The organism is Pseudomonas sp. GM84, from assembly GCF_000282535.1.
Taxonomy (GTDB): domain Bacteria; phylum Pseudomonadota; class Gammaproteobacteria; order Pseudomonadales; family Pseudomonadaceae; genus Aquipseudomonas.
This window is the reverse complement of sequence record NZ_AKJC01000331.1, coordinates 12,141-27,070: the sequence shown is the minus strand read 5'-3', so window position 1 is coordinate 27,070 and position 14,930 is coordinate 12,141. Positions and strand designations below refer to the sequence as shown.

11 protein-coding genes are annotated in these 14,930 nt (G+C 64.6%); all 11 read right to left on the bottom strand.

Going from position 1 to position 14,930, the window contains the following annotated elements; translation table 11 throughout:
* Window positions 1-103: 103 nt before the first annotated feature.
* The gene (locus PMI38_RS24210) at window positions 104-1,558 is read right to left on the bottom strand and encodes a mannose-1-phosphate guanylyltransferase/mannose-6-phosphate isomerase (protein WP_008100042.1); all 1,455 of its coding nucleotides are present in this window, start codon (window positions 1,556-1,558) and stop codon (window positions 104-106) included.
* A gap of 37 nt (window positions 1,559-1,595) precedes the next feature.
* A complete protein-coding gene (locus PMI38_RS24205; RefSeq protein ID WP_008100040.1) occupies window positions 1,596-2,243 on the bottom strand; it encodes an alginate O-acetyltransferase AlgF in 648 nt (215 codons plus the stop codon).
* A 21-nt stretch (window positions 2,244-2,264) separates the two neighbouring features.
* Window positions 2,265-3,422 carry an alginate O-acetyltransferase gene (locus tag PMI38_RS24200; protein ID WP_008100038.1) on the bottom strand — a complete coding sequence of 386 codons (1,158 nt, stop codon included), beginning with the start codon at window positions 3,420-3,422 and terminating at the stop codon, window positions 2,265-2,267.
* An 11-nt stretch (window positions 3,423-3,433) separates the two neighbouring features.
* Window positions 3,434-4,891 (bottom strand): MBOAT family O-acyltransferase, encoded by a 1,458-nt coding sequence (locus PMI38_RS24195; protein ID WP_008100036.1) that lies wholly within the window; start codon window positions 4,889-4,891, stop codon window positions 3,434-3,436.
* A gap of 195 nt (window positions 4,892-5,086) precedes the next feature.
* Window positions 5,087-6,190, bottom strand: coding sequence for a mannuronate-specific alginate lyase (locus PMI38_RS24190; protein WP_008100034.1), 1,104 nt, complete (start codon window positions 6,188-6,190; stop codon window positions 5,087-5,089).
* A gap of 7 nt (window positions 6,191-6,197) precedes the next feature.
* Window positions 6,198-7,640: an alginate O-acetyltransferase gene (locus PMI38_RS24185; RefSeq protein WP_008100032.1), complete on the bottom strand. Its 1,443-nt coding sequence runs from the start codon at window positions 7,638-7,640 to the stop codon at window positions 6,198-6,200.
* A gap of 13 nt (window positions 7,641-7,653) precedes the next feature.
* Window positions 7,654-9,213 carry a mannuronan 5-epimerase AlgG gene (gene algG / locus PMI38_RS24180; RefSeq protein WP_008100029.1) on the bottom strand — a complete coding sequence of 520 codons (1,560 nt, stop codon included), beginning with the start codon at window positions 9,211-9,213 and terminating at the stop codon, window positions 7,654-7,656.
* Between the two features lie 19 nt (window positions 9,214-9,232).
* Complete coding sequence (locus PMI38_RS24175) at window positions 9,233-10,711, bottom strand: alginate export family protein (RefSeq protein WP_008100027.1); 1,479 nt, start codon at window positions 10,709-10,711, stop codon at window positions 9,233-9,235.
* A complete protein-coding gene (algK, locus tag PMI38_RS24170; RefSeq protein ID WP_081502581.1) occupies window positions 10,708-12,081 on the bottom strand; it encodes an alginate biosynthesis TPR repeat lipoprotein AlgK in 1,374 nt (457 codons plus the stop codon). The genes PMI38_RS24175 and algK overlap by 4 nt, the downstream gene beginning before the upstream one ends.
* Before the next feature lie 156 nt (window positions 12,082-12,237).
* Window positions 12,238-13,404 (bottom strand): PilZ domain-containing protein, encoded by a 1,167-nt coding sequence (locus tag PMI38_RS24165; RefSeq protein ID WP_008100022.1) that lies wholly within the window; start codon window positions 13,402-13,404, stop codon window positions 12,238-12,240.
* A gap of 37 nt (window positions 13,405-13,441) precedes the next feature.
* A complete protein-coding gene (locus PMI38_RS24160) occupies window positions 13,442-14,923 on the bottom strand; it encodes a glycosyltransferase family 2 protein (protein WP_008100021.1) in 1,482 nt (493 codons plus the stop codon).
* Between the last annotated feature and the right edge of the window lie 7 nt (window positions 14,924-14,930).

Here is a 14,930-nt window from a genome sequence, read left to right as displayed (position 1 = left end):
GACAGTTGCTCCCACAGGTACACCACCGTTCTTGAAACCTGTGGTGTTCCTGTGGGAGCCGGCTTGCCGGCGATTGGGCCGCAAAGCGGCCCCAGGGTCCTGCTTACTGCGCGATGGTCTTCACCGAAACCCCACGCTCGACCGGCGTCGAAGTCCGTCCATACACATCCTCGAAGCGCTCGATGTCATCCTCGCCCAGGTAGCTCCCGGACTGCACTTCGATGATCTCCAGCGGGATCTTGCCCGGGTTGCGCAGGCGGTGGACCGAGGCAATCGGAATGTAGGTCGACTGGTTCTCGGTGAGCAGGAACACGTTCTCGTCACAGGTCACCTCGGCAGTGCCGGACACCACGATCCAGTGCTCGGCACGGTGGTGGTGCATCTGCAGCGATAGGCTGGCGCCGGGCTTGACGGTGATGTGCTTGACCTGGAAGCGGCCGCCCATGTCCACCGAATCATACGAGCCCCACGGGCGGTACACTTCCAGGTGGTTCTGGGTCTCGCTGCGGCCCCGGTCGTCGAGGGTCTTGACCATCTGCTTGACGCCCTGGACCTTGTCCTTGTGGGCAATCATCATCGCGTCCTTGGTCTCGACCACGACGATGTTCTCGAGGCCGATCACCGACACCAGCTTGCCGTTGCCATGGATCATGCAGTTGCGGCTGTCCTGCACCACCACATCGCCCTTGGTGACGTTGCCGTCGGCGTCCTTGTCGTGCACTTCCCACAGCGACGACCAGCAACCCACGTCGCTCCAGCCGGCCGACATCGGCACCACGCAGGCGCGCTGGGTCTTCTCCATCACCGCGTAGTCGATGGAGTTGTCCGGGCAGCAGGCGAAGGTGGCTTCGTCGATGCTCAGCACATCGTCTTCTTCCTTGCTGCGCTCCAGGGCCAGCAGGCAGGTGTCGTAGATGTCGGCGTCGTGCTTTTTCAGCTCTTCGAGGAAGCGGCTGGCGCGGAACAGGAACATGCCGCTGTTCCAGAAGTAGCCGCCGGCGGCGACGAATTCGGCGGCGCGTTTCTCGTCGGGCTTCTCGACGAACTGGGCGACCCGCGCCACGCCTTCGGGCAGCAGCGCATCCTGGCTGGAGCGGATGTAGCCGTAGCCGGTCTCCGGCTTGGTGGCCGGCACGCCGAACAGCACCATCTCGCCACGCTCGGCGGCCACGGTGGCCAGGGCCAGGGCGCGTTGCAGGGCTTTCTGGTCATCGATCACGTGGTCGGCGGGCAGCACCAGCATCAGCTCGTCGCGGCCTTCGTTGACCAGTTTCATGGCGGTCATGGCCACGGCCGGCGCGGTGTTGCGGCCGAACGGCTCCATCAGGATGGCCTGGGTCTCCAGCTTCAGGCTGGCCAGCTGCTCCTGGACGATGAACTTGTGGTCCTTGTTGCACACCACGATGGGTGCATCCATGCCTTCGAACACCAGGCGTTCCAGGGTTTGCTGGAACAGCGTGTGCTCACCGGTCAGGGCCAGGAACTGCTTGGGGAACTGCTTGCGCGACAGAGGCCACAGACGGGAACCGCTACCACCAGAAAGAATTACCGGGATCATCATGTTTCTCCAATAAGGTCGTTAAAAGGGCAGGGGATCAGTTAGTGGACACTGGGCGAGTGACCCAGACCGGCGACAGGTTGCTGCCGGAGCCAGTGACGTACAGCACGGCGGCTTCGCCGCGCTCCAGGGCGACCGGTTTCAGGTCGCCGACTTTCTTGTCGCCTTCGAACAGGGCCAGGTTGACCTTGACCGGATTGATCTCGCGCTCGCCACGGCCCTTGGCGGCCACCGACTGGACCACTTCGGTCTTGCCGTCGGCGGTTTTCAGGGTCAGGGCCTGGTCAGTCAGGTTCTGCACGCGCACCAGGGCTTTCTGCTTGTTCTTGAACGGTGGTTCTTCGATCAGCTGCGGGTTGCCGCCGTTGTTGTTGACCAGGGTGTAGTACTTGTCTGCAGCCAGCTTGACCGGGACGCTCTTGCCGCCGACCTGGGCGGTGTAGTCACCCCCTGGCAGGAAGCTGAAGTCGCTGCTGGCCTGGGCGCCGACCTGCTTGATCTGGGTGTTGCCGACGCTGGCAGCGGCCGGTGCGCTGGCGGCGTTGTACAGGCGCACGAAGGTCGAGCCTTTCGGTGCGGTCGGGCCATACAGCGCGGCGTCGGCGCCGGCGAAGGCCTGCAGGGAGGCGAGAGACAGGCCGGCCGCGAGGGTGAGGGCTTTGGCAATGGAAGTCTTGGTAGTCATGTGCGTGTTCCTCTCTATCTATCAGTGGTCCGTCCGGGTGGACGACAAGGCCAGGTTTTCTTCGGATTTACGGGAGTTCTTCAGCTGCGCGATCCACTGCGGATCGAAGCTGCTGAGGTCGTTCTTCATTGGCAGATAACGTTCGGGGAATTCCCACACCACCACTTGTGGCGCGGCGTTCTTGAAGGCATCGCTTTGCAGGTACTTGAGCATCGGCAGCAGCGGCCCGTGGCCGTCTTCGGCGTAGTTGGCGACGTCGCTGTGCAGGGCCTGCTGCAGCGCACCGAGGAAGTTCCAGTGCGGGTTGGCGCTGTAGCTGGTGCCCACCAGGGCGACCGGGATCTGGCTGTCGGCGAACAGGGCGTCGCCGGCATCAGCCTGAGCCTCGGCGGGGCGGGTCGTGCGTTGCTGCAGGTTGTCCGGGCTCGGCAACAGGTTGCTGAACAGGGGGTCGAGCGGCAGGAAGTTGGTCAGGTCGCCCTTATACGGCGCGGTGTCGCCGGCTTCGGTGATGAAGGTCTGCGGGTCGCCGTTGAGCAGGCTCTGGCGGCTGACCGCCTCGGCCAGGGCCTGGGCGGCAACTTCGGCACCCATCGGTGTCCAGTGGGTGTCGGTGCGCAGGAACACCTGGCCGCGGGCCTTGGCCTGCTCCATCGCTGCCTGCAGGTCCGGGGCGAACACGTTGGCCTGGCGGACCTGGGCATGGAACTGGTTGTACAGGTCGTCATGCAGGCTGGCCGGCTGCTCCTTGCCCACGTATTCCGAGTAGATGCGCGCCTTGGCCGGCACGATCGCCAGCACCAGCTGGCTGCCGTGCTGCTGCAGGGTGTCGCGCACGCCACGGATCAGCGCCAGGTTTTCCTGCATCAGTTGTTCGGCACCGGCAGTGGGCTTGAATTCTTCATCGCTGAACAGCCACTGGTCGCGGCCCAGCACCACGCCGGGGCGGCCTTCGTTGAACAGCTTGAAGTCCAGCGCGGCCCAGAGGTTGGTGCCCAGGCGCTTGATCGGAAACTGCTCGTCGTAGTGGGTCTCGGCGGCCTTGGCCAGCTTGCCGTTGAGCAGGGTCATCTGCTCGGTGCGCTGGAAGCTTTGCAGGCCACCGGTGGACCACACGCCCATGCCCACCAGCAGGCCGAGGAACGACAGGGAGTAAGTGATGCGTAATGTCCGGGTCATGGTCGTCAACCTCAGAACTGGAAGTAGAGGAACGGCGAGTAGCTCTGCGCCGAAAGCTTGAGGATCGAGGCTGCGAACAGCATCAGGATCAGGGCGCGCGACATGACGCGCGTCCAGTCCAGGCCGAGCGAGCCGTCGGCATTGACTTGCACGGGGGTGGCCTTGGCCGTCGGCTTGGCGTTGCGGTAGAAGTCACGCAGGCCGAAGAACGCCAGGGTGAGGTAGGCGATGACCAGCGTCGCCACCTGCAGCCCGGTGAGCTGGGCGCGGTTGAGCTCCGACAGCTGCCATTCGCCGAAGCTGAACATGGCGCCATACATGCGGCCGGCCACGGCCAGGTTTTCGGCGCGGAAGATCACCCAGCCGACCACCACCAGCAGGAAGGTGAACGCCCACTTGACCGGGTTGAAACGCTGCGGGTTGGTGTCGAGGCCCAGTGCCCGTTCGATCGCCAGCCACATGCCGTGCCAGGCGCCCCAGATGATGTAGGTGAAGTTGGCACCGTGCCACAGGCCGCCCAGCAGCATGGTCAGGAACAGGTTGCGGTAGGTGTTGAAGGTGCCTTTGCGGTTGCCGCCCAGGGTGATGTACAGGTAATCGCGCAGCCAGGTCGACAGGCTGATGTGCCAGCGGCGCCAGAACTCGGTGATCGACTGGCTGATGTACGGCTGCTTGAAGTTCTCCATGAAGCGGAAGCCCATCATCAGGCCCAGGCCGATGGCCATGTCGCTGTAGCCGGAGAAGTCGAAGTACAGCTGCGCGGTGTAGGCCAGGGCGCCGAGCCAGGCATCGCCCGTGGTCGGGTTCTGCAGGGCGAAGCAATGGTCGGCCACCACCGCGAGGGTGTCGGCGATGAACACTTTCTTGATGAAGCCCTGCATGAAGCGGGTGCAGCCTTCGGAGAACTTGTCCAGGGTGTGGGTGCGGTTGTTGAACTGGTCGACCAGGTCCTTGAAGCGCAGCACGGGGCCGGCGATCAGGTGCGGGAAGATCGCCACGAACGCGGCGAAGTCGATCAGGTTGCGGGTGGCCGGGGTGTCGCCGCGGTACACGTCGATGATGTAGCTGATCGACTCGAAGATGTAGAACGAGATACCGATTGGCAGCAGCACGTGGGTCAGGATGAACGGTTCCAGGCCGAACGAGCTGACGATCGCGTTGAGGCTGTCGACGCCGAAGTTGGCGTACTTGAAGTAGCCGAGGATCGCCAGGTCGACGCCCACGCCCAGCAGCAGCCAGCGCTGTGCCGGCTTGGTGCGCACGCCGGCGGCGCCGACTTTCAGGCCGATCCAGTAGTTCCACAAGGTCACCCCGGCGAACAGGGCGAGGAAGTCCACCCGCCACCAGGCGTAGAAGATGTAGCTGGCGACCAGCAGCAGCAGGTTGCGATAGCGTTGCCCGCTCAGGTAGTACAAGCCGAGGAAGATCGGCAAGAACAGGAACAGGAACACGTTGGACGAGAAGACCATCCCGGTTCTCCTAAGTTGTTCACAGCATCCAGGGCAAAGCGCCCCCCAAACCCCCCAGTCCATGACTGAAGAGCAATTCATTCCCGGTGGGAGCGGGCTTGTCCCGCGAACAAGGGCGAAGCCCTTGCCAGACACCGCAGTGTCCGCTTCGCGGGACAAGCCCGCTCCCACAGGGATCACTCCCACATCGGGGTGTTACTTCTTGGTATCCGCGCTCGGGTCGTAGACCCGGGTGAGGTTGCCGCCCAGCCTGAAACTGTCGAACGGCTGCATGCCGCGCTTGCGCTGCAGGGTGTCGCCATTGCAGGCGTAGAGGCTGCAATACGGCTCCATCCAGGCGTACTTGCTGTCGATCTTCAGGTCCTTCATGTCCTGCTTCTCGCCATTGCGGGTCTTGAACGCGCTCGGGTCCCTGGACCCGGCCAGCACGCGCTGGGCCAGGCGCTGCAGCGCGTTGTCGTTCTCGCCGCGCACATCCACGCCGTTGGCCTGGGCGAAGCTGGCGATCATCGCCAGCGGCGGCAGGGCATAGTTGTGGTAGGCCAATGCGCGCTGCTTGCGCTTGAGCTCGTTGGGCAAAAAGCCCTGCTCGTCGACCTGGTTGGCGCCGACCTTGTATTCCTTCACCGACCAGTCGAACAGGTCGCGGCGGTCAGTGGCCACGGCGGTGGCCATCACCGACCAGGCCGCCCAGTAGCTGTGGTTGTTGATCTTCTCCAGCGGCAGGTTGCTCCAGTCGCGCACGGTCTGCTCGGCGAGGCGGGCGAACCACTTCTCGATCAGCTCGGCCTCGGCCTGGTGCGCGGCCAGCGGCTGCGAGTTGGAGAACTTCAGGCGCAACCACGAGCCGCTCATGCTGCCCAGCGCCCATTTGCGCATCGACTTGCCGGTGTGGTTGTAGTCGCTGGACATCAGCGCATCGGCGCGCGCCCAGGTACCCAGCCAGGTCAGGGTGCAGTCGAGCTGCGCCGGGCGGCCGTCGCGCATGTACTGGTTGACCATCTTGGCCACGCCGCGCTCCAGGGTGGTGATGTCCTTGGTGGAGTCGCGGAAGGCTTCTTCGGAGTCCAGGTTCAGGGTGGCCCGCGCCTTGTCCGAGCCTTCGTACTTGCTGCGAAACTGCAGCGCGCCGGTGTAGGGCTTGGGCGCCGCTTCGCAGCGGAAGTTGCCGTCGCGGGTCTTGAGCTTCTCGATGCCCTCGTAGTAACCCTGGGGCGGCACCAGCGCGGCATGCGCGGCACCACCGAACATCGCCAGGGCGAGCAGGGCAGGGCTGAAGGTTCGCTTGAATGCAGTCATGGTCGCCTCACTGGCCGGCTTGCGCGGTTTGCGCGGGCACGGCGAAGTTGTTGCGTTTGCAGAGCTTGGCCTCGACCTTCTGGGTGCCTTTTTCCGGACCTTGGATCTCGAAAGCCAGCAGGTTCTGGCTGGCCCAGTCCTCGTCCTCGCGCATCTGGAAGACGAAGCGGCCGTCGGTGTCGGAGGTTTCCGGTTTTTCCAGCTTGATGTCCTCGTGGCGGCCGTTGAGGTACCAGAGGGTTGCCTGCAGCACCTTCACCGAAGGGTCTTCGAACTTGACGTCCATCTGCAGGTTGCGGTTGATCAGGTCCTTGATCACGCCGCCCTTGCCGTTGACCATCAGCTCGTTCTTGCCAGGCTTGAGCGTGGCGCTGGCGCTCATCAGCGCCGGGCGTGCATCGCAGCCGTCGTCGAGCAGGCCGAGGATCTGCCGCCAGATGGTTTCCTGGTCCAGGCGATACAGCGGCGAGAACTCCCAGACGAGGATCTTCGGCGGGTTGTTCTGGAACTCCTCGCTGCCCAGGTACTGGATCATCGAGCCTTCCAGGCCACCACCGGGGAAGGCGACGTTGAGCACGTCGGCGCCGATGTACTGCTCGAGGAAGCCCGAGAAGTTGTAGTTCTTGCCGCTGTGGCTGGTGCCGACCAGGGTGATCTGGGCGTTGCCGCCGTCACCGAACAGGTCGTCGCCGCCGCCGCTCGAACCTTTCGGCTCGGTGGCGAACTGGTCCATGTACTGCACCGCGTAGCTGGTGCCGCAGAGCTGGCCGGCCACGTTGTGCAGGGTGCCGGTCTTGCCCATGCGGCCCGACTTGTGGGTCTCGAATTCCTTGCGCGGGATGCCTTCGAAGGCCGGCATCTTGTGCACGGTATCGGCCACGATCTTCGCCGCGCGCTCGGCGCCATAAGGCGTCCAGTGCTGGTCGCCACGGAAGTAGAAGTCCTTGCCCTGGTCGGCGGCGGCCAGTTGCTCGTTGGTCAGCGGCGACAGGTCGGGCACGTTGTAGCCCATGCTGGCGAAGCGCTTGAGCATGGCCTGGTAGTTGCCCAGGGCCTTCTGGTAGTCGAAGGCGGCTTTCTCGGTCGGATTGAGCATGTTGCGGTTCACCAGGCCACGGGTCGGCTGGTAGACCACGACCAGTTCCACGCCGCGTTTCTTGAACGCGTCATGCACCTGCTGCAGGCGCTTGTAGCCGGCCGGGGTGGTGTTGAACTCGGTGCGCAGGTCTTCGCGGGTACGGAACAGCCAGTCGCCCTTGGCCTGCACCAGCGTGGTGAAGTTCTGCTGGTAGCGGGTGGTGTAGCGGCTGGCGTCATGCGCCTCGGGGCACAGCTGGCAGCAAGGCTCGGCGGTGAAGGTCGGGGCCTTCACTTCGTCGGCGCGCACGCCCTGGCTGATGGCCAGGAGGGCGGCGGACAGGCCCAGCAGTTTCATCAAGTGTGGGGTCATGGTCTGGGCTTCCTTAATCGATCATTTCGGTCTGGCGTTCGACCGGGTCGATCAGCACGGCCTTCTGCTGGCGCACCAGCAGGTCGAGGATTTCGTCCTGGCGCTCGCCGAGGATGCCGTTGAGGCTGATGCCGTTGGACTTGCGCGGGGCGAGCATGGAGACCTTGTACAACTCCACCGAAAGCGGCGAGTCGATCGACAGGGGGCCGGAACCGTTGGCCGCCAGTTCGCCGCCGACCACGATCAGCGACACCTTGGTGTCGAACGGGTCGAGGTCGATGTCGCGGTCGGTGTCGGACAGGTCCTTGATGTGCCCGTACACCCCGACCAGGCCGTTGGCCATGGCGACGTTTTCGTACAGGCGGATGTTCACGCTGTTGCGCACGCGGATGCCGTGGCGACGGTTGTTGATCAGCTTGTTGCCCCAGATCAGGTTGTCGCCGCTTTCGTACAGGGTGATGCCGTCGGTGTGGTTGCGGTAGATCTCGTTGTAGGCGATCAGGTTGTTGACGCTGTTACGGTCGATCACCACGCCCGAGAGCTTGTTGTCATAGCTCTTGTTGTTGATGATCCAGCTGTCGTTGACCTCACGCGAGACGATGATCCCGTGCTTCTTCTTGGTGCCGTACACGGTGTTGCCGGCGATGATCAGACGGTGCGAACGGTCGTGCGGGTCGATGCCATAGACGATGTTGTCGCGGTAGGTGTTGTCCTTGACCACGAAGTCCTGGGTCTCGTAGCAATAGAAGCCGTACCACATGTCGCTGAATTCCGAGCCGATGATCCAGCCGGTGGGCTCCGGGCGGCCCATGCGCTTGGACATGTTCGGCGTGTACTGCGAGATGCTCACGCCATACGACTTGGACTTGGCGTAGCCGAAGCTGGCCATCCTGGTATTGACGATGTAGGTCTCGGTGCCGCCCCACGACAGCAGGAACGGACGGAACTCGGTGGGCGAGCGGAACGTGGCGGGGCCGTTGTCCTTCTCGCGCCAGCCCGTCACCTGGGTGTCGCTGACGAACAGCTTGCCGTCGTTGACCAGGAACGACCCGCCTTCCTGGGACAGGCGCAGCTGCTTGACCTTGCCGTCGATTTCCAGGATGCCCTTCTGCCCGACCACGATCGGCAGGCGTGCCAGGTAAACGCCCGGCTCGACCTCGCTGAGGTATTGCTTGGGCACCTGTTTGCTCAGCTGCACCAGGTCGACATGGCCATCATCGACGAAGATCGCCTGGGGGATGCCGTGCTGGCGCTGCACCCACTCGGCCGCCTTGTTGTCACCGCCGATGAATTCCTTGAGCGACTCTTCCTGCAGCATGCGGCGCACGCTGACCTTGCCCTTGTGGCGGCGGTCGATCTTTTTCTGCACGGCCTCGGCCGTATAGCCGCTGAGGTCGGGCAGTTTCGGCGGGTCCATGTGCAGCGGCTCGGTCGGCGCGCTGGACACGGTGTAGGTCTTGGCCTGCTGCAGCTCCTTGGCGATCACCGCAGGTTCTGCGGCGACGGCCAGGCCGCTTGCCAGCAACAGGGCGCTGGCCAGGAGGCTGTGACGTAAGTGTGGGTGAAGGTTCATTGCAGGTCCTCTCCCGGCCTCAGAAGTGCCAGATCACGTCGACGAAGGCGCGGTGCATGTACGAGTCCGTTTCCTTGCCATAGGCATCGCCCGGCTTGAACACACCGGCGCGCAGGCGCACCAGCGCGGACGGCTCGTCGATGGCCTGGCTCATGGAGGCCGGCAGCAGGCCTTGCTTGAAGTACTTGGTCACGACCACGTCCATTTCCTGGCCGAGGTCTTTCTCGCCGTCGACCAGCGGGCGGCTGACGCCGTTGTCGTTGACGGCCGCGTTGATGCCGCTGGAGCCGATGTTCTGCGAGCCATCGACACGCCAGAACTTGTGGTAGATGAAGCTGGCGTCGTAGTCGTCGCGCAGCTGCCAGGAGGCGAACAGGGTGGCCGCCTGCAGGTTGCCCAGTTCGCCACGGAAGGCTTCGCCGAAGCGGTGTACGCGCGAGCGGGTACCGGTGAAGTTGGAGCGGTTGCTCTCAAGGCCGGTCTGCTCGAAGTTGTTCGAGCCGTCGTCGCCACCACCGCCGCTGCCGCGGGCGTAGGCCGCGCCGACCTGCCATTGCGGGTCCAGGCGCAGGCGGATGCCGAGGTCGGTGGCCCAGGCGTTGACATCGCCGCTCTGCTTGCCGGTGGCCACTTGCTCGTCGCCTACCTGCTGGCTGCTGAGGGTGTCGCGATCGCCGGTCAGCCAGGTGACGCTGCCCCAGTAGTTGACGGTGTGGTCGTTGCGCCAGTTGTAGGCGTCGCTGTTGGCCTCGAGGCCCAGCCAGGTGAGGTCGCCGGTGCGGGTCTTGTCCAGCGCGTCGATGGTCTCGCCAGGGTTCTTCAGGCTGCCGCTGTCATGGGTGTGGTGAGCACGCACGCCGACCCAATGACCGGGTGTCCACTGCGTGGCGACGTTGCCGTACACATGCGTGCGGTCCTTGTCTTCCGGGGCCAGCTCGGTCAGGTCGGTGCGGTATTCGCTGAAGCGCTGGGCCACACCCAGGTCGGCCTTGAGCAGGGTGGTGTCGAAGGTCCAGTTCAGTGCTTCGATGTTGGTGTCGCGCCACATGCCGTCGTCGCTGCGCAGGCGCTGGCGGCCCAGGCGCAGTTGCTCGCCGGGGTAGGCGGTGAGGCCGCTGTAGCCGACCCAGAATTCACGCATGGCCAGGTAGCTCTTGTCGGGCTTGCGGCTGTCGTCGCCGGTGTCGGTGGTGCTGCCGTCGTCGTTCTGGCGCAGGGTGTCGGTTTCGATGGTGTCGGTGGCGGCGACGGCCTGGCCCATGGCATAGGCGCTCCAGTTGCCGCGCTCGCCGTACACCCACGGGCGCAGGTCAAGGCCCAGGCCGTTGACGTCACCACCGGGGCGGGTGCCCAGGTCACGGTCGTCTTCCGACTGGCCGGTGATTTTCACGTCCAGGCCGAAGTTCTTCTGGGCCGTCATGTCGGCCAGGGTCGGGCAGGACCACAGCAGGGCGAAGCTCAGGCCGATGCCAGCTTTCACAAAGGGATTGAGCGTCATAGCGAGTCCTCACCGTCTACTTCTTTTTCGTCGTCTTGCAGGGCTTCGAGGGCCAGGGTGCTGTTGCCGCCCTGGACCATGCTGCCGCGTGCCTGCTTCTCTTGCTCCAGCAGGCGTTGGGCCTGGCTGCGCTGGTCAGGCGTGAGCTGCTGGTCGAGCTGCTGCAGCAGTTCGGTCGATTGCGGCGTCGGGTTGACCTGGGACAGCTGGGCGAACACCCAGGCGTTGTCCGGTTGCGGGCGGATGCCATGGCCTTCGCTGAACAGCTGCGCCAGGGCGTAGTCGGCGCTGTTCTGGCCGCCGCGGGCGGCGCTGAGCAGGTGGTCGACGGCCTTCTGCGGTTCGACCTCGCCCAGGTAGCCGCGGCGGTACAGCTGGCCGAGGTAGTAGTGGGCGCTGACTTCGCCGGCATCGGCGGCGGCCTGCAGGTGTTGTTCGGCTTTTCCGGCATCGGCCGGCAGCGTCTTGCCTTCGTAGTACAGGCGGCCCAGCAGCAGCTCGGCGCGCGGTTGTTCGGCCTCGCGGCCCTTGTCGATGTAGGCCATCAGCTGGTCGGTGTCGCCCAGCTCGGGGAAGTCGTAGACCAGTTGCGCCAGGCTGACCCAGGAGGCCGGGTTGGCCGGGGCGACCTGTTCGAGCAGGTCCTTGGCGGTTTTCTCGTCGGTCTGGCCGAGGCTGCGGTCGGCCAGCACGCGGGCAACGCTGTCGACCCGGGTGGCCGGCACCGCGCCACGGGCATAGGCGGCCTTGAGCTGGCCGAGCAGGGCGGCTTGCTGGTCGGCTTGTGCACGCTTCTGGTACACGGTGGCCAGCTCGACGTAGCAGATGTCGGTGGTGGCGAGCGCGGCCTTGCAGATCTGTTCGACTTCACCCAGGTGCTGGTCGTAGGTGCCCTGGGTGCGGTACAGCAGCACCTGGGCCAGGCCCGCTTCGGGGTTGCCGGCGGCGCGCCACTGGTCGATCTGCTGCTGGGCGTTGATGTTGGGGAAGCTCTGCGGGTAGGTCAGGTAGAGCATCGCCAGCGGGATCAGGGTGTTGGCTTCGCCCTGGCGGGCAGCGCCCTTGAGCAGCTTCTCGGCTTCTTCGCGTTCCGCCTGGCTGCTGTCGGGCTTGGCCACCAGCAGGCGGCCAAGGCGTGCCTGGGCCCGCGGCGACGTTGCCGCCGCGGCGCGGTAGGTGGCTTCGGCTTCCTTGAGCTGCGACGGGTCGCGGGTGGCCACCTTGATGTCGGCCAGGCCCACTTGCGCTTCGCTGTAGCCGAGGTCTGCCAGGGCCTTGTAGTTGCGCTCGGCCAGCGCGGTGTCGCCGCGCTTGAGGGCTTCGTTGGCCAGGCGCTGGTCGGGCAGGCCGGCACAGCCGGCCAGGACCATTGCCGCAGTCAAGGCGCAAAGGACCTTGTGGGAGCCGGCTTGCCGGCGATTGGCCAGCGCAGGCGACGCATCTGCCGGGCGAGTGCTGCGCACTCGATCGCTGGCAAGCCAGCGCCTACAGGTATCGAGTTGTCTGCTGGTCATCGGCTTGTCCTCTTAAAGACCACGGGCCACGGCTTTATCGATCAGCCAGTTGAGCGATGGGCCACGGTCGCTGTTGACCGACGCCGGGCGCCCGGCAAGTTCTGCGGGCAGGCCGCTGTCTGGCTTGATCTGAACGCGAATGTCGGACGCCAGGTTTTCGCTGTTGAGGCTGGTGCTGCTGACGATCTGGCCAGTACGTACTTCGTCTTCGCCGGCGACCTGGAAGTTGACCCGGGTCCCTGGCTTGACCTCGTCGAACTGGCGGTAGCTGAAGCGCGCTTCGACCATCGGCGTGGTGGTGCGTGGCACCAGCTGGAAGATCGGCTGGCCCTTGGCGGCGTACTGGCCGTCGTCCACCAGCTGGCGGGCAACCACACAGTCGCAGGGGCTGGTGAGGGTGCCGGAAAGCTGCTTGCCGAACAGTTCCTCGACCTTGGTCGGCTCCAGCTGCGAGTCGTCCAGGTGGCCTTTGAGCATGTCCAGCATGCTGGTGCTGAAGCTGGCCAGCGGCGCGCCCTTGACCACCTGGCCACCGCTTTCGACCAGGCTGCTCACGGTGCCGTCGCGCGGCATGGTGACGGTGGTGGTCGGCACGGCGACCACGCCGGCTTCGGCGTGGCTGACGAAGTACATGCCGTATAGCGACTTGGCGACGAAGCCGAAGGCGGCGACACCGACCACGAACACGCCGAGGGTGACGGTCACGGCCTTGAGCCGGCCGAAGGCGGACAGCCCGGAGCCGCCGTCCTTCTGCTTGCGCGCCTTGGTGAAGTTGTCGCGCTGCAGGGTGCTGAGCACATCGCCGATGCTGATCAGTTCACCCGACAGGTGGCTGGTGATGATGTGGCGCAGGGTGGCGATATCGCGGGGTTCAAGTTTCTGGAACTGCGCACCGGTGCGACCGCTGTCGGCGATGTAGGAGCGCACCTGGAATTCGATATCCATCGACAGGCCAAGGTTGTCGACCACGAACTGCAGGCGCCCGCGCAGGACTTCACCCACCGACAGCACTTTTTTGGTGTGGAAGCTCAGGCCACCGGCGGACAGGTCGTCGACCTTCACATCGTGGGCTTGGCGTTCATTGTCCAAAAAGCGCAGCTTGGCCGGGATGCGCACCCGGGCGTGTTGGCGCTGGGCTTCGGACTCATGCACGACATTGACGTTCACGGCGGTATTCATGGTGGTTTGTTCCTGTTAGATCCGATCCGGGTTGGGCTCACACGACCATGAACAGCACAGCGACGAAGATGCTGGCAGCCGAGAAGGTCATGGTCCGCGAGGACCAGGTGTTGAACCATTGTTGAAAGCTGGCGAGGTCGCGCTTGAGGGCAGTCGGCTGGCGGGTCCAGGACTGCTTGTCGAGACGGAAGAACACGTAGATCTTCATCAGCGCGCCGACGATCTGGTTGTAATAGAGAATCAGCGGGTAGGCGGGGCCGACGTTGTGGCCCGAGCACAGCAGCATGATGGTCAGGATCAGGCGGGTGATGCCGATCCACAGCAGGTACACCAGCAGGTACGCCATGCCGAACTTGAGGCTGGCGATCACCGCCACGGTCAGGCCCAGCAGGCTGGTCCACATCGACACGCGCTGGTCGAACAGCACGATGCTGGTGAACGCTCCCAGGCGGCCTACACCCAGGCCCAGCGCGCGGGAGTTCTGCCGCAGGTTGTTGCCGTACCAGCGGTACATGAGCTTGCGGCTGGCCTTGAGGAAGCTTTTTTCCGGCGGGTGCTCGACCGTGTTGATGGCGGCGTCCGGCACGTAGAAGGTGTCGTAGCCAAGGCGCATCAGGCTGAACCAGCTGGACTTGTCGTCACCGGTGAGGAACTTGAAGCGGCCCAGGCGCCAGTGCATCAGCGAGTCGCTTTCGACGTCGGCGATGAACTCGGGGTTGGTCACTACGCTTGCGCGGAACATCGACATGCGACCGGTCATGGTCAGCACGCGCTTGCTCAGTGCCATCGAGCACATGTTGATGTGGCGCTGGGCGAAGCGCAGCTTGTGCCACTCGCTCATGATGTAGCCACCGCGCACTTCGCAGAATTCGTTGGTGGTCAGGCCACCGACGTTGGGGAACAGCTTGAACCACGGCACGGTCTTGCGTACCACGCCTTCGCCCAGCACGGTGTCACCGTCGATCACCGCTACAACGGCGTTCTCGTCCGGGAGCATCCGCGAGATGGCGCGGAAGCCATAGGCCAGGCCGTCGCGCTTGCCGGTGCCGGCGATGCGCACGATGTCCAGCTTGACGTGGGCGGGCGGGTTGTACTTGGCCCACAGGCTTTTCACCAGCAGTTCATCGGACATCTCCACCAGCGAGCAGACCACGGTGGTGGGGTAGCCGCAGTCGATCGCCTCGCGAATCACCGAGCTGTACACCTGGGCGGTGGTCAGGGCTTCGATACGGAAGCTGGTGACCATCAGGTAGACGTGCGAGGGCGCTGCGGCGTCGCCCATTTTCTGCACCTTGCGGCGCAGGTAGGGGTAGACGCCGTAGAGGAAGATCATGCCGCGAATGAAATGGGTGGCGCCCATGGAATAGCGCCAGATGCCGACTGCGCCGACCAGGAAGATGAAGTGCTTCGACTGCGAGTCGAAGATATCGGCCGGCAGGGCCAGGGCGATCAACATGAGCAGGCTCATGTAGAGCAGCCAACCGGCGCACTGCAACAGCACTGTCTGGAGCCTTTGCATGTTCAGC